Source organism: Falsiroseomonas sp. HW251, assembly GCF_050563545.1.
Taxonomy (GTDB): Bacteria; Pseudomonadota; Alphaproteobacteria; order Acetobacterales; family Acetobacteraceae; genus Falsiroseomonas.
In genome coordinates, this window is sequence record NZ_JBNXUM010000044.1 from 16,397 (window position 1) to 42,188 (window position 25,792).

General features: G+C 69.5%; 23 protein-coding genes and 3 pseudogenes. 10 read left to right on the forward strand and 16 right to left on the reverse strand.

The window, feature by feature from the left end:
• Positions 1–236: 236 nt before the first annotated feature.
• The 3 genes from ACLF3M_RS32355 (at position 237) to ACLF3M_RS32365 (ending at position 1,462) form a co-directional block, all read left to right on the forward strand.
• A complete protein-coding gene (locus ACLF3M_RS32355) occupies positions 237–551 on the forward strand; it encodes a hypothetical protein (protein WP_430661144.1) in 315 nt (104 codons plus the stop codon).
• 105 nt (positions 552–656) lie between these two features.
• Positions 657–1,097 carry an ABC transporter permease subunit gene (locus ACLF3M_RS32360; protein WP_430661145.1) on the forward strand — a complete coding sequence of 147 codons (441 nt, stop codon included), beginning with the start codon at positions 657–659 and terminating at the stop codon, positions 1,095–1,097.
• Positions 1,094–1,462, forward strand: a complete 369-nt coding sequence (locus ACLF3M_RS32365; RefSeq protein WP_430661146.1) for a transporter substrate-binding domain-containing protein — start codon at positions 1,094–1,096, stop codon at positions 1,460–1,462. The genes ACLF3M_RS32360 and ACLF3M_RS32365 overlap by 4 nt, the downstream gene beginning before the upstream one ends.
• Positions 1,463–1,495: 33 nt before the next feature.
• On the opposite strand, the gene ACLF3M_RS32370 is transcribed toward ACLF3M_RS32365, so the two are convergent.
• From ACLF3M_RS32370 to ACLF3M_RS32400, 7 genes are read right to left on the reverse strand one after another with little or no spacing between them, the layout of a single operon-like run.
• A complete protein-coding gene (locus ACLF3M_RS32370) occupies positions 1,496–3,034 on the reverse strand; it encodes a hydantoinase/oxoprolinase N-terminal domain-containing protein (RefSeq protein ID WP_430661147.1) in 1,539 nt (512 codons plus the stop codon).
• Positions 3,031–4,104, reverse strand: coding sequence for a DUF917 domain-containing protein (locus ACLF3M_RS32375; protein WP_430661148.1), 1,074 nt, complete (start codon positions 4,102–4,104; stop codon positions 3,031–3,033). The genes ACLF3M_RS32370 and ACLF3M_RS32375 overlap by 4 nt, the downstream gene beginning before the upstream one ends.
• Before the next feature lie 2 nt (positions 4,105–4,106).
• A complete protein-coding gene (locus tag ACLF3M_RS32380) occupies positions 4,107–4,763 on the reverse strand; it encodes an AroM family protein (protein WP_430661149.1) in 657 nt (218 codons plus the stop codon).
• A complete protein-coding gene (locus ACLF3M_RS32385; protein WP_430661150.1) occupies positions 4,760–5,803 on the reverse strand; it encodes an ABC transporter ATP-binding protein in 1,044 nt (347 codons plus the stop codon). Before ACLF3M_RS32385 ends, ACLF3M_RS32380 begins: the two co-directional genes overlap by 4 nt.
• Before the next feature lie 4 nt (positions 5,804–5,807).
• Complete coding sequence (locus ACLF3M_RS32390) at positions 5,808–6,836, reverse strand: extracellular solute-binding protein (RefSeq protein ID WP_430661151.1); 1,029 nt, start codon at positions 6,834–6,836, stop codon at positions 5,808–5,810.
• A 22-nt stretch (positions 6,837–6,858) separates the two neighbouring features.
• Complete coding sequence (locus tag ACLF3M_RS32395; RefSeq protein WP_430661152.1) at positions 6,859–7,638, reverse strand: ABC transporter permease; 780 nt, start codon at positions 7,636–7,638, stop codon at positions 6,859–6,861.
• A 4-nt stretch (positions 7,639–7,642) separates the two neighbouring features.
• Positions 7,643–8,470, reverse strand: a complete 828-nt coding sequence (locus tag ACLF3M_RS32400; protein ID WP_430661153.1) for an ABC transporter permease — start codon at positions 8,468–8,470, stop codon at positions 7,643–7,645.
• 983 nt (positions 8,471–9,453) lie between these two features.
• On the opposite strand from ACLF3M_RS32400, the gene ACLF3M_RS32405 reads away from it, so the two are divergent.
• Positions 9,454–10,443, forward strand: coding sequence for a sialic acid TRAP transporter substrate-binding protein SiaP (locus ACLF3M_RS32405; protein WP_430661154.1), 990 nt, complete (start codon positions 9,454–9,456; stop codon positions 10,441–10,443).
• A gap of 77 nt (positions 10,444–10,520) precedes the next feature.
• On the opposite strand, the pseudogene ACLF3M_RS32410 reads toward ACLF3M_RS32405, so the two are convergent.
• A pseudogene (locus ACLF3M_RS32410) lies at positions 10,521–11,807 on the reverse strand (mandelate racemase/muconate lactonizing enzyme family protein).
• Between ACLF3M_RS32410 and ACLF3M_RS32415 the strand changes: the two are divergent.
• A complete protein-coding gene (locus ACLF3M_RS32415) occupies positions 11,695–12,258 on the forward strand; it encodes a TRAP transporter small permease (protein WP_430661155.1) in 564 nt (187 codons plus the stop codon). The pseudogene ACLF3M_RS32410 and the gene ACLF3M_RS32415 sit on opposite strands and share 113 nt — an antisense overlap.
• 12 nt (positions 12,259–12,270) lie before the next feature.
• Positions 12,271–13,548, forward strand: a complete 1,278-nt coding sequence (locus ACLF3M_RS32420; protein WP_430661156.1) for a TRAP transporter large permease — start codon at positions 12,271–12,273, stop codon at positions 13,546–13,548.
• A gap of 204 nt (positions 13,549–13,752) precedes the next feature.
• Here the strand turns inward: ACLF3M_RS32420 and ACLF3M_RS32425 are convergent, their stop codons facing one another.
• Together ACLF3M_RS32425 and ACLF3M_RS32430 are read right to left on the reverse strand one after the other, a co-directional pair.
• Complete coding sequence (locus ACLF3M_RS32425; protein ID WP_430661157.1) at positions 13,753–14,124, reverse strand: hypothetical protein; 372 nt, start codon at positions 14,122–14,124, stop codon at positions 13,753–13,755.
• On the reverse strand, positions 14,117–15,292 hold the full coding sequence (locus tag ACLF3M_RS32430; protein ID WP_430661158.1) for a winged helix-turn-helix domain-containing protein: 1,176 nt from the start codon (positions 15,290–15,292) through the stop codon (positions 14,117–14,119). Before ACLF3M_RS32430 ends, ACLF3M_RS32425 begins: the two co-directional genes overlap by 8 nt.
• 153 nt (positions 15,293–15,445) lie before the next feature.
• Between ACLF3M_RS32430 and ACLF3M_RS32435 the strand changes: the two genes are divergently transcribed.
• From ACLF3M_RS32435 to ACLF3M_RS32445, 3 genes and pseudogenes are all read left to right on the forward strand, one after another.
• The gene (locus tag ACLF3M_RS32435) at positions 15,446–15,691 is read left to right on the forward strand and encodes a hypothetical protein (protein WP_430661159.1); all 246 of its coding nucleotides are present in this window, start codon (positions 15,446–15,448) and stop codon (positions 15,689–15,691) included.
• Complete coding sequence (locus ACLF3M_RS32440; protein WP_430661160.1) at positions 15,679–16,614, forward strand: class I SAM-dependent methyltransferase; 936 nt, start codon at positions 15,679–15,681, stop codon at positions 16,612–16,614. Before ACLF3M_RS32435 ends, ACLF3M_RS32440 begins: the two co-directional genes overlap by 13 nt.
• Positions 16,615–16,726: 112 nt before the next feature.
• Positions 16,727–17,482, forward strand: a pseudogene (locus ACLF3M_RS32445) (transposase); the annotation flags it as partial.
• A 467-nt stretch (positions 17,483–17,949) separates the two neighbouring features.
• Here ACLF3M_RS32445 and ACLF3M_RS32450 read toward each other — a convergent pair.
• From ACLF3M_RS32450 to ACLF3M_RS32475, 6 genes are read right to left on the reverse strand one after another with little or no spacing between them, the layout of a single operon-like run.
• The gene (locus ACLF3M_RS32450; RefSeq protein ID WP_430661161.1) at positions 17,950–19,167 is read right to left on the reverse strand and encodes a M20 family metallopeptidase; all 1,218 of its coding nucleotides are present in this window, start codon (positions 19,165–19,167) and stop codon (positions 17,950–17,952) included.
• On the reverse strand, positions 19,157–20,764 hold the full coding sequence (locus ACLF3M_RS32455; RefSeq protein ID WP_430661162.1) for a dipeptide ABC transporter ATP-binding protein: 1,608 nt from the start codon (positions 20,762–20,764) through the stop codon (positions 19,157–19,159). The genes ACLF3M_RS32450 and ACLF3M_RS32455 overlap by 11 nt, the downstream gene beginning before the upstream one ends.
• Positions 20,761–21,585 (reverse strand): ABC transporter permease, encoded by an 825-nt coding sequence (locus ACLF3M_RS32460; RefSeq protein WP_430661163.1) that lies wholly within the window; start codon positions 21,583–21,585, stop codon positions 20,761–20,763. The genes ACLF3M_RS32455 and ACLF3M_RS32460 overlap by 4 nt, the downstream gene beginning before the upstream one ends.
• Positions 21,578–22,525: an ABC transporter permease gene (locus ACLF3M_RS32465; protein ID WP_430661164.1), complete on the reverse strand. Its 948-nt coding sequence runs from the start codon at positions 22,523–22,525 to the stop codon at positions 21,578–21,580. Before ACLF3M_RS32465 ends, ACLF3M_RS32460 begins: the two co-directional genes overlap by 8 nt.
• Before the next feature lie 3 nt (positions 22,526–22,528).
• A complete protein-coding gene (locus ACLF3M_RS32470; protein WP_430661165.1) occupies positions 22,529–24,082 on the reverse strand; it encodes an ABC transporter substrate-binding protein in 1,554 nt (517 codons plus the stop codon).
• The gene (locus ACLF3M_RS32475; RefSeq protein ID WP_430661166.1) at positions 24,079–25,332 is read right to left on the reverse strand and encodes a M20 family metallopeptidase; all 1,254 of its coding nucleotides are present in this window, start codon (positions 25,330–25,332) and stop codon (positions 24,079–24,081) included. Before ACLF3M_RS32475 ends, ACLF3M_RS32470 begins: the two co-directional genes overlap by 4 nt.
• A 265-nt stretch (positions 25,333–25,597) precedes the next feature.
• Here ACLF3M_RS32475 and ACLF3M_RS32480 point away from each other — a divergent pair.
• Positions 25,598–25,792 (forward strand): annotated as a pseudogene (locus tag ACLF3M_RS32480) (transposase); the annotation flags it as partial.

Genomic DNA, 25,792 nt, shown 5'->3' on the forward strand with positions numbered 1-25,792 from the left:
TGGACGGTCACATCCATTTGTGGGATTGGCATGGCGCGCGGCACGCCCATCGACAGCTTCGCCTAGCGGTCGGGCGCGCCAACCTCTCCCGCAGCGCCCTCGCTCAGCGCGTCGGGGTCGACAAATCAGTGGTCGCGCGCTGGTCGACCGGCGCGCTGCATCCGGACCATTCTTAGGCGGCGCTCAGCGCCACGCTGAGCCAGGCGATCCCCGGCTTCGACCGTACGGTCTGGGATGTGCCGCTGTGCGACTTTGCCGCGCGGCTCGGTGTGCCGGTGCCGGCAGCCGGCGAGGGCCGGACGGCCCCGGTGCTGGCGGACAGCGCGCTTGACTTCGCGCTCGACCTCACCTCCGCCAATGTGGACCAGGCCGCCGCCATCTATGCCAGCATCTGGCTCGAGCTCTATCCGGCCATGGGCCGTCCTGGCCTGCTCGCCGGCTTCGCGACCGGCTGCGCCTGCTCCCCGGCCAGCCGGCGCTGTCCTTCGAATTCACGAATGGCGGCACGGTGCGCGCGGTCGGCCATGCATTCGCGATCCATGTCCGGCTGAACTGCGTCTATCGCTCGCTCCGCCTGCGCGACACGCTCAGCTTCACGCTGCTCGACGGCGTGCACGACGAGAAGGCGGAAATCTTGGACGCTGCTCGCGGTTCGAATGCTGCCCTCGCGCGTCGCCGAGGCAGGTGTGGCCGCCTACATCTCCTACCACCGCAACGTGCCGACGCTCGTCCAGGTGATGTTCTGGTACCTCGGCATCGCGAGCCTGCTGCCGCCGGACGCCCAATTCTGGCTCGCCGACCACAACAGCGAGGCGCTCTTCGCTATCATCGCGCTCGGCCTTTGCCAGGCGGCCTACTTCAGCGAGAACCTGCGCTCCGGCCTGCGCGCCGTACCGAAGGGTCAGTGGGAGGCGTCCCGCGCGCTCGGCCATTCCTTCCTCGGTGCGATGCGCTGGGTGCTGCTGCCCCAGGCCATGCGCAACGCCGGCCCGGCGATCGTCAACCATACCGTCTCGCTCTTCAAGAACAGCAGCCTCGCCATGGTAGGCGCCTGGCCTCGACCCGTGGCTCGACGTCCGAGCTCGCCATTCGCATGAACGGGTCGGAGCCGCTGGCCTTCGCGGATACGGGATCGGCCTTCATGGCCGTCCAACAGAACCGCGCCTTCGGCATCGTGGCTAACACTATGACCATCACCAAGCTCGTCAACGACTCGCAGGCCGACGGCATCCCGATGCGCATGATCGAGGAGCCGATGGCCCTGCAGCCCATCGGCATCGGCATGAAGCGCGACGGGCCGCAGCTACTCGCACGCGTGAACGAGACGCTGGCCGAGATGGAACGCGACGGCGAGCTGACCGCGATCTGGAACAGGTGGCTGGGTCCCGAAACCGAGTTCATGATGGTCCGTACGGACCGGGTGACGCCTTTCTCGCAGCTCCAGTTCACTCCACTGCCATAGAGCTTCGTGGCCGCGTGGCGGGGCGCCCGGACCCTACCCGGCGATCTCGCCGACAACGCGGGCGCGCACCCGGAGCGCGCCTCCCGGCAAGTAGGCCAGTGGCAGGTCCTCGACATCCACCAGCGCCAGGCTGTTGGGCTCTGCGCCAGATTCGACGGCGCGGTCGCGCGCGATGCGCTCAGCCTGGGCCATCGCCTCGGTCCGCGAGAGGCCCTGGAAGACCTGGTCGGCCTCGCCGCTGACCTGCGCGATCGCGGCACCCACGGCATTGGCGACGGCGGCGTTGGCGGGGCGCAGCACCTCCGACACGCCGGGCAGGCGATCCGGCACGAGGAAGGCGCCGCCGCCCACCGCGAGCAACGGGACCGGCGCGGCTTCCGTCTTCATGCGGTCCACCGATTCCTCGAGCATGCGTGCGGCCTCCGCCAGCACGGCATCGGCGAAGCCGCGATCGATATCCGAAACGCGCGCGGCTTCGCCCAGCGCGAGCAGGCCGGCGGCGACCGCGATGTCGCTGGTGGTGAGGTCCGGGCCGCCGAAGATCCGCGCGCGCTCCGGCAGGCGGAAGCCGACGCTGTCCGGGCCGATGGCGATGCGATCGCCCGCGCGCCGCACCAGCGATCCCCCGCCGAGGCCGAAGCTGTGCAGATCGGGCATCCGGAACAGCGTGCGCACGCCGCCGACCTGCACGACCGCGTTGGCCTCGCGCGGAAAGCCGTGCTTCAGCGCGCCGACGTCGCTGGTGGTGCCGCCGACATCGACGACCAGCGCGTCCTTGACCCCCGTCAGGAAGGCCGCGCCGCGCATCGAGTTCGTAGGGCCGGAGGCGAAGGACAGCACGGGGAAGCGCGCCGCGAGTTCCGCGCGGATCACCGTCCCGTCGTTCTGCGTGATGAAAAGGGGTGCGGCGATGCCGGCCTGGCGCAAGGCTTCCTCAAAGGCGGCGACGGTCTTGCGGGCGAGCGGCGCCAGCGCGGCGTTCATCAGCGCGACGTTCTCGCGTTCCAGCAGCCCGATCCGGCCGAGGTCGCGGGAGAGCGTGATGGAGGCGTCCGGCATCTCCTGCCGCACGATCTCTGCCGCGCGCGTTTCCATGGACGCTTCGAGCGGCGAGAAGATGGAAGCGATGGCGACGCAGCCGATCCCCACGGCGCGCATCGCCCTGGCGGTCTCCGCGACCGCGCGTTCGTCCAGCGGCATGATCGGGCGGCCGTCATAATCGTGCCCGCCCTCCACCATGTGCACCTGCCCGCGGGCCAGCGCGGCGAGATCCGAAGGCCAGTCGCAGAAGGGCGGCAGGGACGCCGCGACAGGAATGCCGATGCGCAGCGCGCCGACCGGCGCGAGCTCTCGCCGCTGCACCACGGCGTTCACGAAATGCGTGGTGCCGATCATCACGGCCTGCACGCCTTCGGGCCCGACCGCCGGCGCGACGCCGGCCAGCGCCAGGCGGACGCCGGTCATGACATCGGCCGTAGTCGGCGTCTTGACCGCCTTCAGGACCTGGTCGCCTTCCAGCAGCACGGCGTCGGTATTCGTGCCGCCGACATCGATCCCGATGCGCCGCCTCATGAAAAGACGCTCCTGAAGTCGAGGTCGTAGCCGAATGCGCGCGGGCCCACGAATTCCAGGCCGCGCGGCGTGAGGAAGACCGGCGGCGCGCGCAGCGCGATCACCGTCACGCGCTGGCCGTAGCGCAGCGTCTCCGTCCCGATCGCCTCGCCGCTGACGGTGTCCAGCACGCAGATCAGGTCTGGCGTCATCACGCGTGGCGTGCCGTCCTGCCAGGCGACGGCCCATTCGTTCTGGAAGGCGATCTCCATCGTGCTGCCGCGCCATGCGTCCAGGCCGTCCAGCCTGGTCGTGCCGCGCAGGAAGCCTTCCGTCGTGCGGCGCGCGACATCGGCGACCTTGCCGCGGAACAGCAGCCGGCCGTCCTCGTTCTGCAGGATTGCCTCGATGGGATCGCGGTGCTCGCGCTGCGCGCGCCGGATCGCTATGCCGAGGTTGATCGCCTGCGTCGTGGTGCGCGGGATGCCCCAGCGCTTGACCTCGGCGCCGGTGCGCGGCGCCTTGCAGGTGGCGGCGGTGGAGCCGACCTCGACGCACATTTTTCTCGAGAGCCGCTCCATCCATTTCCAGGTCGGCACCTTGGCGACGATGCCCTCGACGCCTCGCGGGTCCACCAGCGTCAGCGGCCAGGGCCGGAGGTCGCCGACGGCGAAGCTCGTCATCTGCGCCTCGGGGTATGCACGGCCCATGGCGTCGGCGTCCACCACGGGCTTGCCGGTCAGCGCAGCGGCCATCAGGGGCTGCACGCCGTTGTTGCCGCCGATCTCGACCGACATGATCCCGCGGAAGGACTTGCCGAGATATTCCTGCATCAGCGTGACCGCGCGCGCGATGTTGGCGGCGTCGGTCAGCCTTTCCTGCCCGACCAGCGGCGCGCCCATGTTGGACACGACCGCGACCATGTCGTCATCGGCCAGCGCGTCGGGGTCCATCAGCTGCACGCGGTGCCCCTCGCCGTACAGCTGCCGCATGTTCAGCAGGCCGAGATAGGGCGAGCCGCCGCCGCCGGTGCCGAGCACCCAGGCGCCGACGGCCAGCGCCTCGATATCCTCGAGACTAAGTTCTCGCATGGTCACTCCGGCAGAAGGCTCGCCGCGGCGCGCGCGGCGACCGCGACGGAGAGCAGGACGGGGCAGTCCAGCACGGCGTTGAAGGCCGCCTTGTCCGCCCGCGAATAGGAGATGCAGTCCAGCAGCACGAGATCGGGTTTCGTCGCCGCCAGCGTTTCCGCCGCCGCGCGTCGCGCCGCGTCGTCCGACCCCGGCTTCAGCGCGACCGCCGACACGACGAGGCCAGGCCGCTCGCGCTTTGCCGAAAGGCCCGGGATCTGCTCTGCGAAGGGCACGGCGAGGCCGAGGCGACCGCGCGGCAGCATCGCCTCCGCCAGCGCGTTCAGCACGGCGGAGGGCTGCACGAGGTCCACGCGTTCCGGCAGCCCCGCGAAGGCGCCGGTACAGGCCAGCAGGACGGGGCCGTCGATCGCGCCGAGCTGCGAACGCAGCCTCTCCGTCACCGCCGCCTTCGATACCGCGACGCCTTCGCCGGAGGGCAGCATGGTGAAGAGCGTGTCGCCGTCGTCGCGCGGCTTCACACCCGCGATCTCCGCGCGGCTCAGCCCGTCCAGTGCGCCTTCCAGCCGCACGCGCAGCGCCGGGACGGCATGCGCGATCTCGGCTTCCAGGTCAGGGCGCGGCGCCTGGCCGATGGTGATGACGCGAAGCTCGGTCATTCCGCCGACAGAGGCACGGGATCCTCCGCTTTCCAGCTCAGGGCGGCGGTGGCGCCGGGGGAGAGCAGCGCCGCATCGGTCTCACGCGGCGCGCGCACCAGCAGCGACGCGCCGCCCGGCAGCGCCGCCTTCAGCAGGACGGAATCGCCGAGGAAGTTCGCTTCCTCGACCCGCGCATCCACCAGCCCCGTGCCCGGCGCGCCGAGGCGCACGCGTTCGGGGCGCAGTGCCACGGCACAGGGGCCCGGCGGCAGCGCGGATGGCAGGGGGCTGACCCAGCCATCCAGCCGCAGCGTCGCGGCCTCCGCGGTGCCTTCCAGAATGTTGGTGTCGCCGATGAAGTCCGCGACGAAGCGGCTGGTGGGGTGGTCGTAGATCTGCCGCGGCGCGCCGAGTTGCGCGATGCGCCCGGACCGCATCACCGCGATCCGGTCGGACATGGTCAGCGCTTCCTCCTGGTCGTGCGTGACATAGACCAGGGTCAGGCCGAGACGGCGGTGCAACTCCTTCAGCTCGAACTGCATGGCCTGGCGCAGCTTCTTGTCGAGCGCGCCGAGCGGCTCGTCGCAGAGCAGGACAGTGGGGTTGATGACGATCGCACGCGCCAGCGCCACGCGTTGCTGCTGGCCGCCCGAGAGCTGGCCGGGGCGACGTTCCTCCAGCCCCTGCAGGCGGACCATGGCGAGCGCGTCGCGGACGCGCTTCGCCTGCTCCTCCTTCGGGACCTTGCGCATCTTCAGGCCGAAGGCGACGTTCTCCGCGACCGTCCGGTGCGGGAACAGCGCGTAGTTCTGGAAGACCATGCCCATGCCGCGCTGTTCGGGCGGCAGGGCGGTCATGTCCTTGCCGCCGACGCGGATCGCGCCGGCGTCCGGCATCTCGAACCCCGCGATCATGCGCAGCGTCGTGGTCTTGCCGCAGCCCGAGGGGCCGAGGAGGGAGAAGAACTCGCCCTCCCCGATCTCGAGTTCGATGCCGTCCACGGCGCGCGTCCCGCCGGGGAAGACCTTGGTGACGCGGTCGAGGACGACAGAAGCCAAGAGATCAGCCCCGGAAGATGCGGTTCACGCGGTCGTCGATCCGGTCCTTGTTCTGGTTGTACCACTCCCAGGGGAACTGGATCAGGCTGGCGACCTGCTCCGGCGTCGTCAGCAGCTTGCCGCGGAAGCGATCCGGCAGCTGCATGTCGCGGCGGACCGGGCTGTACCAGACCTCCGTGCTCATCCGCATCTGCACGGTCGGTGAGAGCATGTAATTGATCCAGGTATTGGCGAGCTCGGTCATCTGCGTGCCCTTGCAGATCGACAGGACCTGCTCCAGCGCGAAGACTCCCTCGGTCGGCGAGACGAACTCGACCGGCACGCGGTCCTGGTTGCGGTAGACGGCTGTGTCGTGCAGCACGCCGACATTGAGCTCGCCCGAGAGCATCGCGTTCTCGATCCCGCCGGTGAAGTCGAAAAGCCGCACGGGACGCAGTCGCTCCATCGCGGCGAAGGCCGCGTTCAGGTCGCGATAGCCGCTGCCGTAGAGCTTGCCCGCCATCATGAACAGCATCTGCCCCAGCGAATTCGCGGGTATGAGGTAGGAGCCGCGGTTTCCCGAGAAGCGTGCATCCCACAGGTCCTTCCAGGAGACCGGCGGCTGCTGGACCTTGTCGCGGCGATAGGCGAGGCCCACGGCGCTGGTCAGGAACACCACGCCGACGATGTCGTCGGAGGTCGCGTAGGGGTAGATCGCGGCGGCGTTCGGGATCTTCGACAGGTCGGGCCGCTTCTCCACCAGGCCGCGGGCATAGACGTCCCACTGCTCGTTGCTGTTGGTGTGCAGCACGTCGTAGACGGGGCGGCCGCGCGGGCTGGCCAGCAGCTTCGGCACGAAGGGGAAGGCGGTGTCCACCTCGACGCGGCAGCGGTTCTCACGTTCGAAGGCGGGGATCAGCTCGTCGCGCATGATCTCGCCCCAGCGGCCGCCCCAGCCCGTGATCTTCAGCGTGTTGGCGGCCTGCGCGCCGACCAATGAGGGCAAGGCGACGGTGCCGGCGGTGGCGGCGAGAAGCGTACGTCGGTTCAGCATCTGTGCCTCCTTTCGTTGAGCCTCAGAGTTTCGCGTATTCCTGCAATCCGATGGTGCGTTCGATCCCCAGCACGAGTGCGACCGCGAGCAGGATGGAGACCGTGCTGGCGGCGGCGATGGTGCCGTCGAAGTCGAAGCGCAGATAGTTGAACATGGCGATGGGCAGCGTCTCCTGTCCCGGCGAGACGAGGAAGAGGCTCACCGGGAACTGGTCGAAGCTGACGATGAACGCGAAGAGCCCGCCGGCAATCACACCGGGCCGGATCAGCGGCAGCGTGACCTCGCGGAAGGCAGCGGCCGGCGAGGCACCGAGACCTTGGGCCGCTTCCTCCAGCGAGCGGTCGAAATTGGCCAGCACGGCCAGGACTGTCCGCATCACATAGGGCGTCGCGACCACGACGTGGCCGGCCAGCAGGATCCACACGTTGCGGCCCACGCCCGACACCATCGCGAGCTGGAACAGCGCGAAGCCCGTCAGGATGGTCGGCAGGACGATGGGCGAGAGGAACAGGCCGGTTAGCGCCTTTCGCCCCGGCAGGTCGGACCGCAGCAGCGCGAGCGAGGCGAGCGTGCCCATCACGCCCGCGATGACGACAGTCGCCAGGCCGAGCCCGAGCGAGAGGACGAACGCGGCCATGAAGTCGCGGGAGGCGAAGAACTTCGCGAACCAGCGCAGCGAGAGGCCGGAGGGTGGGAAGGCCAGGTAGGGCTCCGTGTTGATCGCGAAGCAGATCACGATCAGCACCGGCGTCAGCAGGAAGGCCAGGACAAAGCCGCAGAGGATCAGGAAGGCCGTGCGCATCGCGTCACATCGCCCCGCGCGCGGCGCGCTGCATGGCGCGGCCATAGGCGAAGACCAGCACCAGCGCGACGACCAGCAGCACGACGCCGAGCGCGGCGGCGAAGCCCAGGTTGAAGCTGGAATTGACCTGCTGGAAGATCAGCATGGGCAGGGTCTGGATCTCGTAGTTGCCGATGACGATCGGCGTGACATAGGCGCTGATGGCGAGTGCGAAGACCAGCAGGCAGCCCGCCAGGATGCCCGGCGCCGACAGCGGCAGCGTCACCTGGAGGAAGGCGCCAACCTTCGTCGCGCCCAGGCCCCGCGCCGCTTCCTCCAGCCGCGGATCGATCCGCGCGATCACGCCTGTCAGCGTCAGGATCATGAAGGGCACATAGATGTGGCAGAGGGCCACGACCACCGCGCCCTCGCTGCCCAGGAACGGCACCGGCTCCGTCGCCAGGCCCAGCCATTGCAGCGCCGTGTTGATCAGCCCGCGGTTTGAGAACATGCCGAGCCAAGCGAAGGTCCTCACCACAAGCCCCATGACCATCGGCGCGATCACTGCCATCAGCACCAGGGTCCGGCCCGTTGCGCTGCGCATGCGGGCCAGCACGAAGGCCAGCGGATAGCCAAGCAGCAGCGACAGCACAGTCGTCAGCAGCCCCAGCCGCAGCGTCTGCCACAGCACCTCGTAGTAGTAAATGTCGTCCGCCATGCGCTCGTAATGACGCAGGGTGAACTCTGCGTTTGGCTGCACGAGCGGGTTGGCGGACAGCAGGCTCATGGTCGCCATCACTAGGAAGGGGATAGCGAAGAAGATCAGGAACACCAGCCCGGCTGGTGCCAGCATGAGTGCAGCAGTGCCACGCGCGGTGACCATCTCGCCCCCTCGGAGGTGGAGAGCGTCAGCCTAGGGCGCATCGCTTCGTTGCGCCAAGAGGGCGCCAGTCCGAAAGCGGCAGCCCTGCACCCCGCACCGGCGGTGATCGACACTGCCCACCGTCGCGCACCCTGTGTGCCCGCCTGACCCGGCGGCCAGGCCTGCCAAGAATCGTCGCGCTCTTGCATCACGCGGTATGACACGACCCGTGCGCCAGATGCTTCGACTGTCCGTCGCTGCAGGAGGACGTTGGTCGGCAGCAGCGTCGCAGGTTCGTCGCGAGGACGAAGGAGCCGAAGCCGGGTCAGTTCGCCTGAATTCAGGCTTGGGCGGCTGCGGCTTTCGACGGCGGCCGGCCTCCGGCGCAGATCCGTTCCATGTCCGGCCGGGCGTCGAGAGCGCATGTCCGTGGCCGGATCCGCAGCAACAATCAACACCCTGATTCAGGTCTGAAAAATCGTTGGTGGCAGCGGGCCGATGCCGACGTTGGCACACCCGGGTTGTGCCGGCCTGATGGATTAGCCCTTTGCTTGCTCGGCTCCGACCGAGTCAAGAAGGCTGGACTTCCGCACAGCCGCGGTGCTGAACGCGCTACCGCCAAGATAGGCGGCTTGCGGACCTTGATGCCGTTGCGTCACCGCGGCTCGGGTCACATGCGCAGGCCATCGTGTCCACCCGGTGCGCCTGCCGTCCGGCGCGCTGGTCGAACTGCAAGCGATGTGGCGCGTCGACGACCGCAAACCTGCCCTGCGCACGCTGCGAAGGCTTGCAATCGAATTCGGGGCGGTCTGGCCGGTCCCGTGCCCGATGGATCTGCGGGCCGCGGACTCGTGGGCACGTGTTCAGGAGAAGTCGCAGGTGCCTTCCGACCGCCGCGCTTGCGCCGGTACGCTGCCGCATCGCATGCTGTCCCCACAGGCGTCGAGATTAGACGCCCAAGGGAGGATGACAGGATGTTTCGTCGAACCCTTCTGGGCACGGCGCTCGCGGCGCCGGTGCTGGTTGGTCGGTCCGCGCAGGCACAGACCCGCCTTCGCTGGGCACATGTCTACGAGACCAACGAACCCTACCACACCCAGGCCGTGTGGGCCGCACAGCAGATCCAGCAACGCACCAGCAACCGCTGGGCGATCGAAGTGTTTCCCGCCAGCGCGCTCGGCAACGAGCCGACGATCAACCAGGGCCTGGCGCTCGGCACCGTGGACATGATCTACACCGGCGTCGCCTTTGCCGGCGCGACCTACAAGCCGATCTCGATCACCAACGCGCCATATGCGCTGCGCGACTTTGAGCACTTCACGTCCTATCGCAACAGCGATCTGCTGCGCGAGATGATGGGCGGCTACAACCGCCAGACAGGCCACAATGCACTGGCCCTGACCTATTACGGCGAGCGCCACGTCACGGCGAACCGGTCGGTCCTGCGCCCCGAGGACATGCGGGGGATGAAGCTGCGCGTCCCGCAGGCGCCGCTGTTCCTGATGTTCACCCGCAGTGTCGGCGCCAATGCCACGCCGATCGCCTTCGCCGAGGTCTACCTCGCACTCCAGCAGGGCACGGTGGACGGGCAGGAAAACCCGCTGCCGACGATCCAGGCCAAGAAGTTCTACGAGGTGCAGAGCCACATCTCGCTGACCGGCCACATCACCGAAAGCCTGCTGACCATCCTGTCCGGCAACACCTGGCGGCGGCTGAACGACGCGGACAAGGCGACCTTCCAGGAGGTGCTGAAGGAGGCGTCGGACCGCGCGACCAACGAGATCCGCGAGCAGGAGCTGGCGCTGCCCGCCTGGTTCGAGCAGCAGGGCAAGACCGTGCAGCGGCCGGACCGCGCGGCGTTCCGCGCGGCGGCGGTGCCGCTGCACAACGATGCGGCCGCCGGCGCGGGCTGGACGCGGGAACAGTACGACCGGCTGCAGGCGCTTGGGGCCCGGCCGGGCTGAGGCGCGGTTGCTTCCCCCTCCCCACCCCTCCCCCGCAACAGCGGGGGAGGGAGAAGAAGGGAGCGGGGGAGGAGGAGCTACTGCACCACGATCGGCGTGAAGGCCTGGTGCCTGCCGATGGCGTCCCAGTCCCAGGCGATGCCGTTGCCCGGCGCCGCCGGCGGCGCGGCGAAGCTGTCGCGCACCTCGACGCGGCTCGTCGCGATGTCGTCGAGCTGCGGGATGTACTCGAGCCAGGCGCCGTTCGGCACCGCGCAGACCAGCGGCAGGTGAAGCTCCATGAGGAAGTGCGGGCAGACCGGCACGTTGAAGGCCTCCGCCATGTGCGCGACCTTGAGCCAGGGCGTAATGCCGCCGATCCGCGCGACATCGACCTGCACGACGGAGCACGCGCCACGCGCGAGATAGTCGCGGAACTGCGCGGGATGATAGAGGCTCTCGCCCACCGCGACGGGGATGCGCGTCGCGGCTGCCAGCCGCACATGGCCTTCGACGTCCTCCGCCGGCAGCGGCTCCTCCTACCAGGCGAGGTCGAGCCCCGCCGCCTCGAAGGCCCCGGCGCGCCGGATCGCCTCGGCGACGGTGAAGCCCTGGTTGGCGTCCGTCATCACCTGGAACGCGTCGCCGACGATGCGTCGGACGGCCGAGAGGCGCGCGATGTCCTCCTGCAGGCGCGGCCGGCCGACCTTGATCTTGGTGCCGGCGAAGCCGGCGGCGACCGCGGCCTCGGCTTCCTTCATCAGTTCCTCGTCCGAGATGTGCAGCCAGCCGCCCTCCGTCGTGTAGACCGGGATGCGGGGCTGCGCGCCGCCGGCGAGCAGGTGAAGCGCCCGACCGAGCTTCACGCCGCGAAGATCCCAAAGCGCGGTGTCGATCGCCGCAAGCGCAAGCGCCGTGAGAGGACCGACGGAGAGCGCATGGGTTCCCATGAAGAGGTCTCGCCAGATCGCCTCGATAGCATCGGCCTCGCGGCCGATCAGCCGCGGCGCCATGTGGTCGCGCAGCAAGGCGACGACCGAGGACCCGCCCTGCCCGATGGTGTAGCTGTAGCCCGTGCCGGTCACACCGTCGGCGTCGGTGATGCGCAGGATCGGCGTTTCCTGGCTGTCGAAGGAACGGATCGCATCGCTGCGCGCGACCTTCGGCTTGAGGTCCACCATCAGGACCTCGACCCCCGTGATTCGTGCCATGCTCGCTTCCTTCCCCGTGTGCCTGGATGTTACGGTCGGGCGACGTCCAAGGAGAAGCATAGTGCAGAAGCCCCCCGCGGATGACGAGAAGCTGTTCGTCGAGCTCACCCGCGAGGAGGCCGAGGCACCGGATGCGCCCGTGGACATGGCGCCGGAGGACTGGCTGTCGCTCATCCTGTTCTGGGCGCTGTCGCTGATCGTCTTCCTGCAGTTCTTCAGCCGCTACGTCCTGAACGACAGCATCGCCTGGACAGAGGAGATCGCGCGCTACGTGCTGATGGCGCTGACCTTCACGGGCAGCGCGATGGCGGCGCGGCGCGGGACGCACATCGCCGTGGAGTTCCTGCCCAATGCGCTGCCGCCGGCTCTCCGGCGGTGGGTGCATCTGGTGGCGGCCTGCATCGCCATCGCCTTCTACGCCATCCTCTGCTGGCTGTGCTGGCAGGTCGCGGAGGCCATGCAGTTCCAGCCCATGGTCGTGATCGACTGGCCGCTGTCCTGGGTCTACTGGGCGATCCTGGCGGGGCTGGTGCTGACGACGATCCGCGCGATCGGCGCGGCGATCCGCCGCTTTCGGGAAGGCGAGCCGGAAGCCCCCGATCCCACCGCCGGCGTGCACGTCTAGGGGGCGGCGCGCATGGCCTGGGTTCTCTTCGCCGGCTTCCTCGGCTTCCTGCTGTCGGGCGTGCCGGTCGCGGTCGCGCTCGGCGCGGGATCGCTGATCTATGTCTGGCTCGACCAGTCGGTACCGCCGCTGGTGGTGCTGCACCGCATGGCATCGGGCGTCGACAGCTTCCCGTTGCTGGCCATCCCCTTCTTCGTGATGTCGGGCAGCCTGATGAACACGGCCGGCATCACGGAGCGGATCTACAGCTTCGCGACCGCCCTGGTGGGCTGGCTCAAGGGCGGGCTCGGCCACGTCAACGTCGTGGGCAGCGTGATCTTCGCGGGGATGTCGGGCACCGCGGTGGCGGATGCCGGCGGTCTCGGCAACATCGAGATCCGCGCTATGAAGGACCACGGCTACCCCCTGCCCTTCGCGGTCGGGCTGACCGGCGCGTCGGCCACCATCGGGCCGATCATCCCGCCATCCCTGCCGATGGTGATCTTCGGCGTCGCGGCGAATACCTCGGTCGGGCAGTTGTTCGCGGCGGGGCTGATCCCGGGGCTGCTGATGGCGGCGACGCTGATGGCCTGGGTCGCAGTGGTCGCGCATCGCCGCGGCTTCGACCGCGACGCGGAATTCCGCTGGTCGCGGCTGCTGCACACGGGCAAGCGCGCCTTCCTGCCGCTGATGACGCCGGTGCTGCTGGTCGGCGGCATGACGTCGGGTGCCTTCACCCCGACAGAGGCCGCGATCGCGGCGACCTTCTACGCGCTGTTCCTGGGTGCCGTGGTCTACCGAACGCTCACCTGGCGGGGGCTGCTGCGGGTTTCCATGGAGACGATCGAGACGACGTCGGTCGTGCTGCTGATCGTGGCGGGGTCCTCGATCTTCGGCTGGCTGGTGACGACGACGCGGGTGACGGAGGACGTCGCAGCGATGGTGCTGAACATCACCCGCGAGCCTTGGGCGGTGCTGCTGATCATCAACGTCTTCCTGCTGATCGTCGGCTGCTTCCTGGAGACGATCGCGGCGATCACCATCCTGGTGCCGGTGCTGATGCCCCTCATGACCCAGATCGGCGTCGATCCCGTGCATTTCGGGCTGATCATGGTGCTGAACCTTATGATCGGACTGCTCACGCCGCCGGTCGGGATGGTGCTGTACATCCTGGCGCGCGTATCCGACTTGACTTTTGAGGAGACCACGAAGGCCTGCGCACCGTTCCTGATTCCGCTCTTCGTCTGTCTGGGCCTGGTGACCTATTGGCCGCAGATGGTGCTGTGGCTTCCGACAATGATCTATCGCTGAGGATGGCGAGGTCAGATCGTGGAACCCGGACCGCATCCGGACAGCGCAGGTAGCCGACCATGCGATATCGCGCGTCCGCAATTGCGAGCCGCCGAGATAGTGCCGGCGCAGCCGTCCACGATGAAGTGCCAGGACCGAAGAGGGCGGAACGCGGTCCGATTCCCGCGACTTTGCGCAAAGCCGGGCGTTGCCGGAGCCAACGCGCTACTCCGGGATTCCCGCGGCTATCAGCGCATTGATGAGCCTCTCGCGAAACGCATTGTCGCGGTAGCGGCGTATGCCCGCGCGCGAGGCCGGAAACAACGCCAACATCCGTGCCGCTGCCGCGCGGGCGGCATCGTGGCGGCCAAGAAGCCAATTCGCAACGACGACGTAGCGGTGTCCCGGCGCATGGTTCGGGGCGACCTGCACGGAGTGCTCCGCCCATTCCAGCGCGTTGGCGTATTCACCAAGAGCAACATGAACTGATGACAGGCCGACATACATGTACTCGATGGCCGGATCGAGCGGGCTGAGCCTGACGGCGCGCTGGAATGCCTGAAGCGCTGCCTGCGGTTCGCTGTTGAAGTTATGCACCCAACCCGCGCAGACCGCGACCTGTGCCGAGTTCGGGTTCAGCGCCCGCTCGTGTGGCGGCCGCCAGCGCGGGCGAATACTCGGCGGTGTGGAAGGCAAGGGCCAACGCCGAGAGGGCGAGCACGAGGGGGTCGCCCCCGCTGCTTGCGAGAGCTTCGCGAGCGTAGCGGGCGCCTTCCTCCTCGATCGCCTTGTCACCCCAGGCGTTCGCCGTCAGGAAGATGCTCATGAAGGCCAACTGTGCCTTGCCGAAGGCGAAGTCGGGATCGAGTTGAAGGGCTGCGCGGAGCAGGCCCAATGCCTTCTCGTTACCCTCCTTGGTCAGGGTGCGCTGGCAATGCATGGCCTGGAGCAGCAGGTCATAAGCGCTCAAGCTGCCCGTCGGCTTGGCTTGTGCGCGCCGTATCTCGGCATGCTGCAGACTCGGCTCGATGGCGCCGGCAACGGCCTCGGCGACGCGGTCCTGCAGCTCGAAGATGTCGTCCAGCGCGCCGTCAAAGCGCTCACCCCAGACCTGGTGACCGGTCTCGGCATCGATGAGCTGGCAGGCGATGCGCACCCGGCCCGCCGCGCGACGCACGCTGCCTTCCAGTACGTAGCGCACGCCGAGGTCCCGCCCGACCTGGCGGGCGTCCACGGCGCGGCCCTTGTAGGTGAAGCTGGAGTTGCGGGCGATGACGTAGAACCAGCGCGCGCGGGAGAGCTGGGTGATCAGCTCGTCGGTCATGCCGTCGGAGAAGTACTCCTGCTCGGCATCGCTGCTGAGGTTCGCGAAGGGCAGCACCGCCAGCGCCGGGCGGTCGAGCGGCGCCGTCGCCAATGCCACGGCCGGCGGCGGCCCCGGCTCGGCTGTCACCGCCTCCAGCAGGTAGCCTCGCCCCCGGACCGAGCGTAGCACCTGCCCGGCTTCGTCACCGATGGCACGCCGGGCCTCGCGCACCGCCTGGAAGAGGCTGTCCTCGGCCACGTGCACGCCCGGCCAGATGGCGTCGAGCAGCGCGTCCTTGCTGAGCGTCCGGCCGGGATTACGGGCCAGCACGACAAGCAGGTCGAAGGGCTTGGGGGCTAGCGCCACCTCGGCACCGTCGGCGTCCCGCAGGCAGCCGCGCGCGATGTCCAGCGTCACGCCGCCGATCCGCAGGGCTGGCTCGCCCTTCACCTTCTCCATGGCGCCCCGGGTCGTTCGCCTCCCGATCAGCAAAGCATAGACCAATCATCGGCGCGACATCGGCGAGCGGTCAGGACGCAGGACGGCGTGCGGGGCCAGGGTGGTTCGAAGGAAGGCAGCCCGCCGGGCGACCCCGAGCGCGAGGAGGTTCCGATGAGCCTGCAAATCGCCAACGACTTCGCGATCACGCGGGCGGGCGGCGCCAGCCCACCCGCCGTTGGCGCCGGCGCGATGCGCCTGCTCGCCATGGCAAGGCGGCTCCGTCTCCGTGCGGCGCTGCGGCCGATGATCCGACTGGGCCGCCTCTCCGCGGCCGATCTGCGCGATGCCGGAGTCCGCAGCGACGAGATCAGGCAGAGGCCGATCTGGGGCCATGGCGGGATCATGTGGCGGCCCTGAGCGGCGGCGACGCACCGACACCACCTGCGGGCAGGCTCAGCGATTCGTTCGTTCGATGCAGCAAAGGAGGCACCAGTATGACATCGCAGATGGACGAGATCCGCGACCAGCAGCGGGACACCTGGGACAGGTTCTCAGGCGGATGGAGCAAGTGGGACGGCCTCGTGCTCGGCTGGCTCGCTCCCTTCGGCGACGCCGTCCTCGCCGCCAGCGATCTTCGCCCCGACGCCCACGTTCTCGACATCGCCTCCGGTACCGGTGAGCCGGGGCTGACCGCCGCGGCGCGCGTGCCCCAGGGAAAGGTCACGCTGTCCGACCTCTCCGAGGGCATGCTCGCCGTCGCGCGGGCGAACGCCGCGCGGCGCGGCCTGCGCAACATCGACACGCGGGTCTGCGACGCCGGTGCGCGTCCCTTTGGCGATGCGAGCTTCGACGCCGTGACCTGCCGCTTCGGCTATATGTTCTTCCCCGACATCGCGCTCGCCGCGCGCGAGATGGCGCGCGTCGCACGGCCGGGAGCGCGGGCGGTCACGTCGGTTTGGGCTGCGCCCGACCGGAATCCCTGGGCGACGACCATCATGGGCACCATCGCGCGCCATGTGGAGCTTCCGCCGTCGCCGCCCGGCGCTCCCGGGCTGTTCCGCTGCGCCCAACCCGGGCTCATGCGCGACGCCTTCGTTGCCGCCGGGCTCCGCGATGTCGTCGAGCAGGATGTCGAGATCGAGATGGTCCATGCCTCGCCCGAGCAGTACTGGGACTTCATGACCGATTTCGCCGCACCCGTCGTCGCCGGCCTCGCCCGCGCCGACCCGTCGACGCGCACCGCGATAAGGCACACCGTTCTCGGCCTCGCTCGCGACGCCGCGCGCGACGGCACCGTCCGGCTGAGCTCCGTGGCGACGGTCATCGCCGGGACCCGTTGACTCAGGATCGTGCGGCTTGCCGGGGCCGCGGGCGGGTTGCTCCCGCCCGGTACGCCACATCCGTCGCGACGCTCCGCCGTTCTCGGAGCGGGGGCTGAATGCCCGCTTCGGGTCGGACCCGGACGCACGCGCGATGGCGACGACCAGCAAGGACACCGGGCTCGTAGGCGATAACGTGCAGGCTGCGGTCGACACGAAGCACCACCTGATCGTCGCGCACGAGGTGACGAACACCGGCAGCGACCGCGCCCGGTTCTCGACGATGGCGGCAAAGGCCGGCGAGGCGATGGGAAAGGACGCGCTGATGGTCCTTGCCGACCGCGGCTACTTCGCCGGCGAGGAGGTTCTGGCCTGCACGGAGGCCGGCCACATCCCGCTCGTGCCCAAGCCGATGACCTCAGGCGCCAAAGCCAATGGGCGCTTCGGCAAGCAGGACTTCGTCTACCTGCCGGAGAGGGACGCCTACCGGTGTCCCGCGGGCGAGATGATAAAGTGGTGGTTCAACCGCGTCGACGAGAACGGGATGACACTGCGCTACTACTGGACAACCAGATGCCCGGCCTGCCCGGTAAAGGCCAAGTGCACGCCGGCCAAGTGGCGCCGCATCACACGCTGGGAGCACGAGGGTGCGCTGGATGCCATGCAGCGCCGGCTCGACGCGCAGCCCGACGCCATGCGCCTGGGACGACAGACGGCCGAGCACCCGTTCGGCACGTTGAAAGCATGGATGGGCGCCGCGCATTTCCTCACCCGCACCATGAAGCGGCTCGGTACAAAGATGAGCCTTCAGGTGCTGGCCTACAACGTGAAGCGGGTGATCGCGATCAAGGGCATCGGGCCGCTCATGAAAGCCATCCCAGCCACCTAAGCGGCGCGGCCCCGTCCTGCCCGGCGCGTGCCAGGTCACGACAGCCTGCTGATCGCCGGCCCCCCGGTGCTGGCCAGCGTCGGCCTCTATCCAGCCGGCGAGTTTCCACACGGCCTCGGCGGGAAGCGGACCCTCATCTGACCCGGGCGAATGCGAAGTTCCAGGCGCGGCCCCGTCCCGGCGCCCGTACATCGTACCGGCACAGGCCACCGCTGGCTGGCCGACGTTGCGCGCCGCACCTGAGGTCACTGTTGGCCGCCCCATGTCCTGCGCGATGGCGGAGCCTGCGACGACGTCGGCGCGGAATATCGCCTCGACATCCGCGAGTTCGACATCCGGCACCGGCGCATAGGTCAGCATATCCACCATGTTGATCAGGATGTCGACCGCGTCCGAGGCCTCGACCAGCGCGTCGCGCAAAGCCCGCTGGGCAAGCGCGGATCAAGTCGGTGCGGCGAGGTGGGCCGTCATGCCTGCTCGCAGATCTCCAGCATCGCCAGCATGTAGATCCGCACCATGTCGAGGAAGTCTGGGATGTCCACGCGCTCGTCCGGCATGGTGTTGTAGCGGCCGCCGGGCCCGCAGACGATGCCTTCCATGCCCGCGGCATGCTGGAGATGCGCGGCGTCGGTGCCGTAGTAGCCGGGCGGGCGGATCGCGCCGGTGGGCTGCGGCACGCCGCGCACCTTCTCATAGGCGCGGTTCACGGCCAGCACGATCGGGCTGTCGCGACGCACCTCGAAGGTCGGCATCATCGGACGGCCGACCTGGTGTTCCGGGATCAGCTTCGTCTTGAGACCGGGGATGCGCGCCTCTAGGTCCGCGAGCACGGCGCGCATGTCGGCCACGACCTGGGCTTCCGTCTGGCCCGGCGCGTAGCGGCAGGAACCCTTGATCTTAACGAAATCCGCGACCTGCGGCGGCCGCCATTCCGCGAGTTCTTTGCCCAGCGCCCCATGCACCACGCCAACATGGCAGCGGTTGATCGCGCGATGCTCCTCGCTCGGCGCGCCGGAGAAGGTCATGGCGTTCAGGCGCGGGATCAGGTCGCAGGCCGCCATGATGGCGTCCACGGCTTCCTCGCGCTTCGACAGATGGCGGGTGTCGCCGACGAGCTCGATGATGAAGGTGAACGCCGCGGCGTGCATGGTCAGCGCCTGCAGGTCGGTGGGCTCGGCGTTGATGAAGTAGTCGGCGCGCAGGCCCTGCCTGATGAAGGCCAGCGTGCCGACGCCGCCCTGCAGCTCGCCCACCACGAACGTCAGGATCACGTCGCCCTTCAGCCTGACGCCGGCGTCCTTGAGCGTCTTCACCGCGCAGAAATAGGCGGCGTCGCCGGCCTTCATGTTCGACACGCCGATGCCGTAGATGAACTTGTCGTCCACCAGTCCGCCATAGGGATCGACGGTCCAGCCCTCGGTCACCGGGTTGGTGTCGACATGGCCGTTGAACATCAGGCTCTTCCCGCCACCGGTGCCGCGCCAGCGACCGATGGCGTTGACGCGCTCGCCTTCCACCGGGGACAGCTCCGCCTCCAGGCCCATCCGCGTCATGCTCTCGGCCATGAATTCCGCGAGCTTGCGCTCGCCCGGCGTCTGGGAATGGCTGGGGTGGCGCGCCATGGCGGAGAGGAAGTCGAGGCACGCCCTCTCGTCCACGCGGCGGATTAGCTCGTCAGGCGACATGGGACGCTCCTTGCAGGATGAGCCGCGGGACGGCGGCGATGAGCTCGGCGGTGTAGGGATGGGGCGGGCCGCGCGTGGCGAGGTCATCGACGCCGATGGTCTCGACCACGCGGCCGCGATGCATCACCGCGATGCGATGCGCGATCTGCCGCACCAGGTTGATGTCGTGGCTGATGAAGAGATAGGCGGCGCCGGTGTCGCGCTGGAGGTCGACCAGCAGGCGGACGACGCCGGCCTGGACGGAGACGTCGAGCGAGGAGGTGACCTCGTCACAGATCACCAGGCGCGGGCGCGGGGCGAAGGCGCGCGCGATCGCGACGCGCTGCTTCTGCCCGCCGGAGAGCTGGTGCGGGAAGCGGTCGGCGAAGTCGGCGGGGAGGTTCACGGATTCCAGCAGCGCGGCGATGGCGGCGTCGGTGCTGCGTTCCGACCCGTAGAGCGCGAGCGGGCGCGACAGGATCTCCCGCACGCGCTGGCGCGGGTTGAGCGAACTGTCGGGATGCTGGAAGACGATCTGCACCTGGCGGCGGTAGTCGCGGCCCATCACCGTCAGCGGCTTGCCGTCGAAGCGGAGCGCGCCCTCGTGCCCCGCCAGGCCCGTCAGCGCGCGGGCCATGGTGGACTTGCCCGATCCGGATTCGCCGACGATGCCGAGGATCTCGCCAGGCTGCACGGAGAGCGAGACGTCGGCGGCGCCGACCATGCCCGCCGATCTGCGGCGGAAGAAGGACGGGCGGCCGTAGCGTACCGTGACGCGATCGGCCTCCACGAGCGGCGCGCCGGTGCCGGGTTCCGTCGTCGTCAGCCGGATCTCCGGCCGCGGCACGGCGGCGAGCAGCATGCGCGTGTAGTCGCTGCGCGGCGCGCCGAAGACCTGCGCGGTCGGCCCCTGCTCCACGATGCGGCCGCCCTGGATCACCGCGACGCGCTGCGCGATGCCGGAGACGACGGCGAGGTCGTGCGAGATGTAGAGCGAGGCGACGCCGGTGTCCGCCTGCAGTTCCCGGAACAGGTCCAGGATCTGGCGCGCGGTAATCACGTCGAGCGCCGTGGTGGGTTCGTCGAACAGGATGCAGTCCGGACGGCAGGCGAAGGCGGTGGCGATGACGACGCGCTGCTTCTCCCCGCCCGAGGCCTCGTGGGGGTAGCGGCGCATCAGCGCGGCGGGGTCGCGCAAGCCGACGCGGGCGAACATGGCCTCGGCCTCGCGCGCGGCGTCGGCCGGGGAGAGGCCACGGTGGAACTCCAGCACTTCCGTGATTTGCCGGCCGAGCGTCAGCGTCGGGTTCAGCGAGGTCGAGGGGTCCTGGAAGACCATGCCGATCCGCGCGCCACGCAGCTTCGACAGGTCGCGCGGCGACAGCGCGCGCAGGTCAGTGCCGGACAGGAGCAGCGTGCCCGCGCGTTCGATCGCGTTGGCGGCGAGGTAGCGCATGATCGCCCAGGCGAGCGAGGTCTTGCCCGATCCGGATTCCCCGACCAGGCCCACGACCTCGCCCTTGCCGACCGACAGCGTCACGTCCTCCAGCGCGCGGAACGGGCCCTGCCGCGTGGCATAGTCCAGCGTGTAGCGCGAAATTTCGAGGACGGGCGTCATGTGCGGGGGTTCAAGGCGTCGCGCAGCCCGTCGCCGAGCAGGTTAAAGCCGACAGCGACCACCGCGATCGCGACAGAGGGCCAGACGATCATCCAGGGCGAGAGATGCATGAAGCGCCGCGCCTCGCTGACCATCAGCCCCCATTCCGAGGCCGGCGGCTGCGCGCCGAGGCCGAGGAAGGACAGCGTCGCGAAGAGCATCACCGCGAAGGCGACGCGGATCGACATCTCCACGACGATGGGGGCGACGACGTTCGGCAGCATCTCCCGCAGCACGATGTAGGCGCCGCCCTCGCCGCGCGCGATGGCGGCGTTGACGTAGTCCTGCCGGCGCACGGCCAGCGCGACGGATCGCGTGATCCGCGCCATGCCCGGCGTGAAGGCGATGGCGATGGCGAGCACCGCGTTCTCCGCCCCGCGGCCGAGCACGGAGACGATCAGCAGCGACAGCAGCAGCGACGGCACGGCCATGACGGCGTCCACCGTGCGCATGATCGCCTCGTCCACGCGGCCACCGAGGAAGGCGCTGGCCGTCCCGATCACGGCGCCCGCCAGCGTGCCGAGGATGGTTGCGAGCAGCGCCAGCAGCACCGTCGCCCTTGCGCCGGCCAAGATGCGGGACAGGATGTCGCGGCCAAGCTGGTCCGTGCCGAGGAGGTAGTCGCCACCCGGCGGCCGGTAGCGCCGCAGCGGGCTGAGCGCCGAGGGATCGTAGGGCGCCAGGTCCGGTCCGATGGCCGCCAGAATCAGCACCAGCGTCACCAGGACGAGCCCGATCGCGCCCTGGGGCGTGCGCAGCAGGCGGCGCAGCACCTCAGGCATACTGGATCCGCTTGTCGAGCGCGGCGTAGGTCAGGTCGGCCAGGAAATTCATCACGCAATAGGTCGCGGCCATGACCAGCGCGCCGGCCTGGATGACGGGGAGGTCGCGGTTCTGCACGGCGACGATCAGCGTCCGGCCGATTCCCGGTATCGCGAAGATCTCCTCCACCACGATGATCCCGCCGAGGACATAGCCAACATCCAGCGCGACGATGGTGATGGTCGGCAGCAGCGCGTTGCGCAGCGCGTGGCGGCGCAGCACGGTCCGCTCCGGCAGGCCCTTCAGCCGGGCGGCGCGGACATAGTCGGTGTGCAGCGCGTCCACCAGTTCCGACCGCACCATGCGGGAGACATGCGCGACCAGGATCAGCGAGACCGTCGCCACCGGCAGCACCAGGTGCAGCAGCGCGCGTCCCGGGTCTTCCGCCAGCGGCACGTAGCCCGTGGCCGGCAGCCAGCCCAGCACGTCGGCGAAGAGCAGGATCGCCAGCGTCGCCGTGACGAATTCCGGCAGCGATACGCCGAGATAGGAGACCAGCGACACCACCAGGTCCGCCACCCGCCCGCGCCGCACGGCGGCGAGGATGCCGAGCGGCAGGGCGATGACCAGCATCGTCCCGATCGACAGCGCCGCCAGCAGCAGCGACCGCGCCAGCGCGTCAAGGATCTGCGGCAGCACCGGCAGGCCCGTGCGCATCGAGATCCCAAAATCGCCGACCAGCACGCCGGACAGCCAGCGCCAGTACTGCACCCAGACCGGGTCGTTCAGGCCGAGCCTGTCGCGGACCGCGGCAAGTTGCTCGGCCGTCGCGTTCTCGCCCAGCAGCATGGTCGCGGCGTCGGCCGGCAGCACCTGGGTGATGCCGAAGACGAGCACCGAGACCACGAGCAGCGTGTAGAGGATCAGCCCCGTGCGCCGCAGCAGCCAGCGGCCGGACACGCATCAGCCCCGCCGCGGCGCGCCGTCGCCCAGCCAGACATGGTCCAGCCGGAACACCGCGCCGCGGGGATGCAGTTCGTAGCCCTGGACGTAGCTGCGCTGCGCCGCCAGCAGGTCGAAGAAGACGGGGATGATGGAGGGCACGTCGCGATGCATCAGCGCCTGCGCCTGGCCATACAGCTCCCGCCGGCGCGCGACGTCGGCGGTGGTGCGCGCGCCCTCCACCAGCCGGTCGAATTCGGCGTTGTTCCAGCGCGTCTCGTTCCAGGCGGCGTTCGAGGTGTAGAGCAAGGAGAAGATGCCGTCCGCCGTCGGCTGCATGTTGTAGAAGCCGATGTAGAAGCTGCCCTTGCGCCAGACCTGGTCGAGGTAGGTGGCGTGCGGCATGGTCTGCACGTCGATCTCGAAGCCGGCGGGGCGCGCCATCTCCTTAATCGCGACCGCAAGCTGGGTGCGCACGGCCGGCCGGTCGGAGGCGATGAGCGTCGCGCGCAGCCCGCGGGGATGCCCGGCCTCGGCCAGCAGGCGGCGGGCGCCGGCGATGTCGGGGCTCTTGGCCGGCACCTCGCGGAAGAAGGTGTAGGCGGCGTTCAGCGGGGTGTCGTTGCCCGGCGTGCCGTAGCCCTCGGCGACGAAATCCACCATCGCCTTGCGGTCCACCGTCATCGCCAGGGCCTGGCGCACGCGCACGTCGTTGAAGGGCGCGACGTCGCAGCCGAAATTGACGTTGCAGAACTGGCCGGACGGCGTGCGCAGGACGCGGACACCGGTCGCGCGCTGCAGCCGCGCATACTCCGTCGGCAGCACCAGCATCATCAGGTCGGTGTTTCCGGACATCAGCGCCGAGCCTTCGGCGGTGGAATCCGGGTAGATCACGACCTCCACGCGGTCGAGGTAGGGCCGCTGCGGGTCGTAGTAGCTGGGGTTGCGCTGGACGACGACCTGGCGCTCGGGCTCGTAGGAGACCAGGCGGAAGGGGCCGGTGCCGATGGCCTCGCGATCCAGCCGCGCGAGTCCCGCGCCCTTGGCCAGCGCGGCGGGCACGATGCGCGCATTGGTGTAGGCGAGCATCACCGGCATGTCCGCATAGGGCGCGCGGAGGGTGAAGACGACGGTGCGCGGATCGCTCGCGGCGACGCGCTCGATCGGGCCGATGTTCTGCCGCGCGGGGGACGCGGTGGCGGGATCCAGCATCGCCTCGAAGGACGCCACGACATCGGCCGAGGTGCAGGGCGAGCCGTCGTGGAAGACGATGTTGGGCCGCAGCACGAAGGTCCAGGTCAGCAGGTCGGGCGAGGAGGTCCAGCGTTCCGCCAGATCCGGCTCCGGCGTCATGTCGCGCGAGAGCCGCGTCAGCCCGCTGTAGAGCAGTTCCGCCACCAGGTATTCCGGGTTCACCCGCGTTAGCAGCGGGTTCAGCTTGCCCACGGCCTGGTCGACGCTCATCCGCAGGGTGCCGCCGCGGCGTGGGGTCGCGGTCTGCGCATGCGACAGCGTCGGCAGGCCGGTGGCGCCGAGCGCGGTGGCGCCGGCGAGGATCTGGCGGCGGGTGGTCATGCGGAACCTCCTTCGGGGATTGGGCCGTCGGCCAGGAACGCCAGCATGGCACGCGCCAGCGCCGTGATGTCCTGCACCGTGGTGAATTCGTCGGGACCATGCGTGCGGTTGTCGGGGCGGGAGAGGCCGCCGAGCAGGATTTCCTGCACGCCCGCGCGCTGCACGAAGCCCATGTCGGAACTGCTCGACGCGCCGTGGCGGACGAAGCCGCCCATTGGCCAGCCGAAGCCCCAGGACAGCGCGCGCTGCCAGCGCGGCCAGTGCCGCCCGCCGGCATCGGGGTCGATCACGGGTTCGAGCCGCCCGACGAGCTGTGTCGCAACCGACAGCGCGCGGCTGCGCGCGCGGCCTTCGGCGATGGCGGCCTCGATCTCGGTCAGCGCGCCGTCCATGCTCTCGTCCGGCATCACGCGCCGGTTGACGAGGATGCGGCAGGCCCCCGGCAGCGCGGAGCCCTTCGCGCCGCCATGGATCGCGGCGATGGTGAGCCGCGCCGTCAGCGGGCGCCCTTCCAGGTGCGGCGGCGGCGGCAGCGCGGAAGTGCGGGCCTGGACCGTCGCCTTGAGCGCCATCAGCGCGTGCAGGATCGGCAGCGCCTCCTCCACCGCATTGACGCCGAGCGGGCTGGGGTCGCCGGAATGCACGGCGCGGCCCTCGACGGTGATTGCGACGTCGAGGCTGCCGAAGCAGCCCGCCCAGATCCGCGCCGTCGCGCCGCCGTTGAGGCAGAGCAGCGCGTCGCAATCCACGAGCCCCTGCTCCGCGAGGTAGCGCACGCCGGGATAGAGGCCGCCTTCCTCGTCGGTGCAGAACAGCAGCAGCGGGTCGTAGCGCAGCGCGACGCCGGCGTCCCGCGCCGTCGTCAGCGTGGCTAGCGTCGCGACGATGGTGCCCTTCATGTCGGCGGTACCGCGGCCGTACAGCACGTCGCCCTCGCGCGTCAGCGCCAGCGGCGGGCGCGTCCAGCCCTCGCCAGGCGGCGCGCAATCCGTGTGGACATAGATCCCGCAGGTGGGCTGCGTCCGCTCGCGCGGCGCACCGATCAGGTTCACGCGCGCGCCCTGCGCCTCCGGCGTGCGCCACAGCGCCTCCGGCACTTCGACGCGGCGGAACGTGAAGCCGAGCGGGGCGAAGAGCGCCTCGAGCGCATCGGCGAAGGTGGCGTAGCCCACGCCGGGTGGGAAGCTGGTGTCGAGCGCAATCAGCCCGCCGAGCGCGGCGATCCAGTCGTCCTGCCGCGCGGCGATCAAGGCGCTAGCCTGGTCGATGGGGGTTGGGATTCGTCGGACTCCGTTACCGTTGCAACTGTGCCGCCCGGGCCACAGCCGCTGTCAAGCAGGCCGCGCCGGGACAGGCTGCGCCGCGCCCGGCCGCGTATTCAGGTGCGCGGCATGGCCGGACGCATCGGCAACGCCCGCTTTGCGCTTCCGCTTGCGCAAGTGTATCGCCGACGAAGGGCAGGCGCCGACGCGCGCACCGACATCGCCCGGCTCATTGAGGAAGGTCTGCTTCGGGATCCGGATCGTACTGGAAGGCCTGCGCGGCGAGGACAGCATCGCCGAGCTGTGCCGACGCGAGGGCATTGCCGAGAGCCTGTACTACGCCTGGTCCAAGGAGTTTCTCGAAGCCGGCAAGCGACGATTGGCCGGCGATACGGCGCGGGCCGCGACGACCGACGAGGTCAGGGCCCTGCGGCAAGAGGCGCGTGCA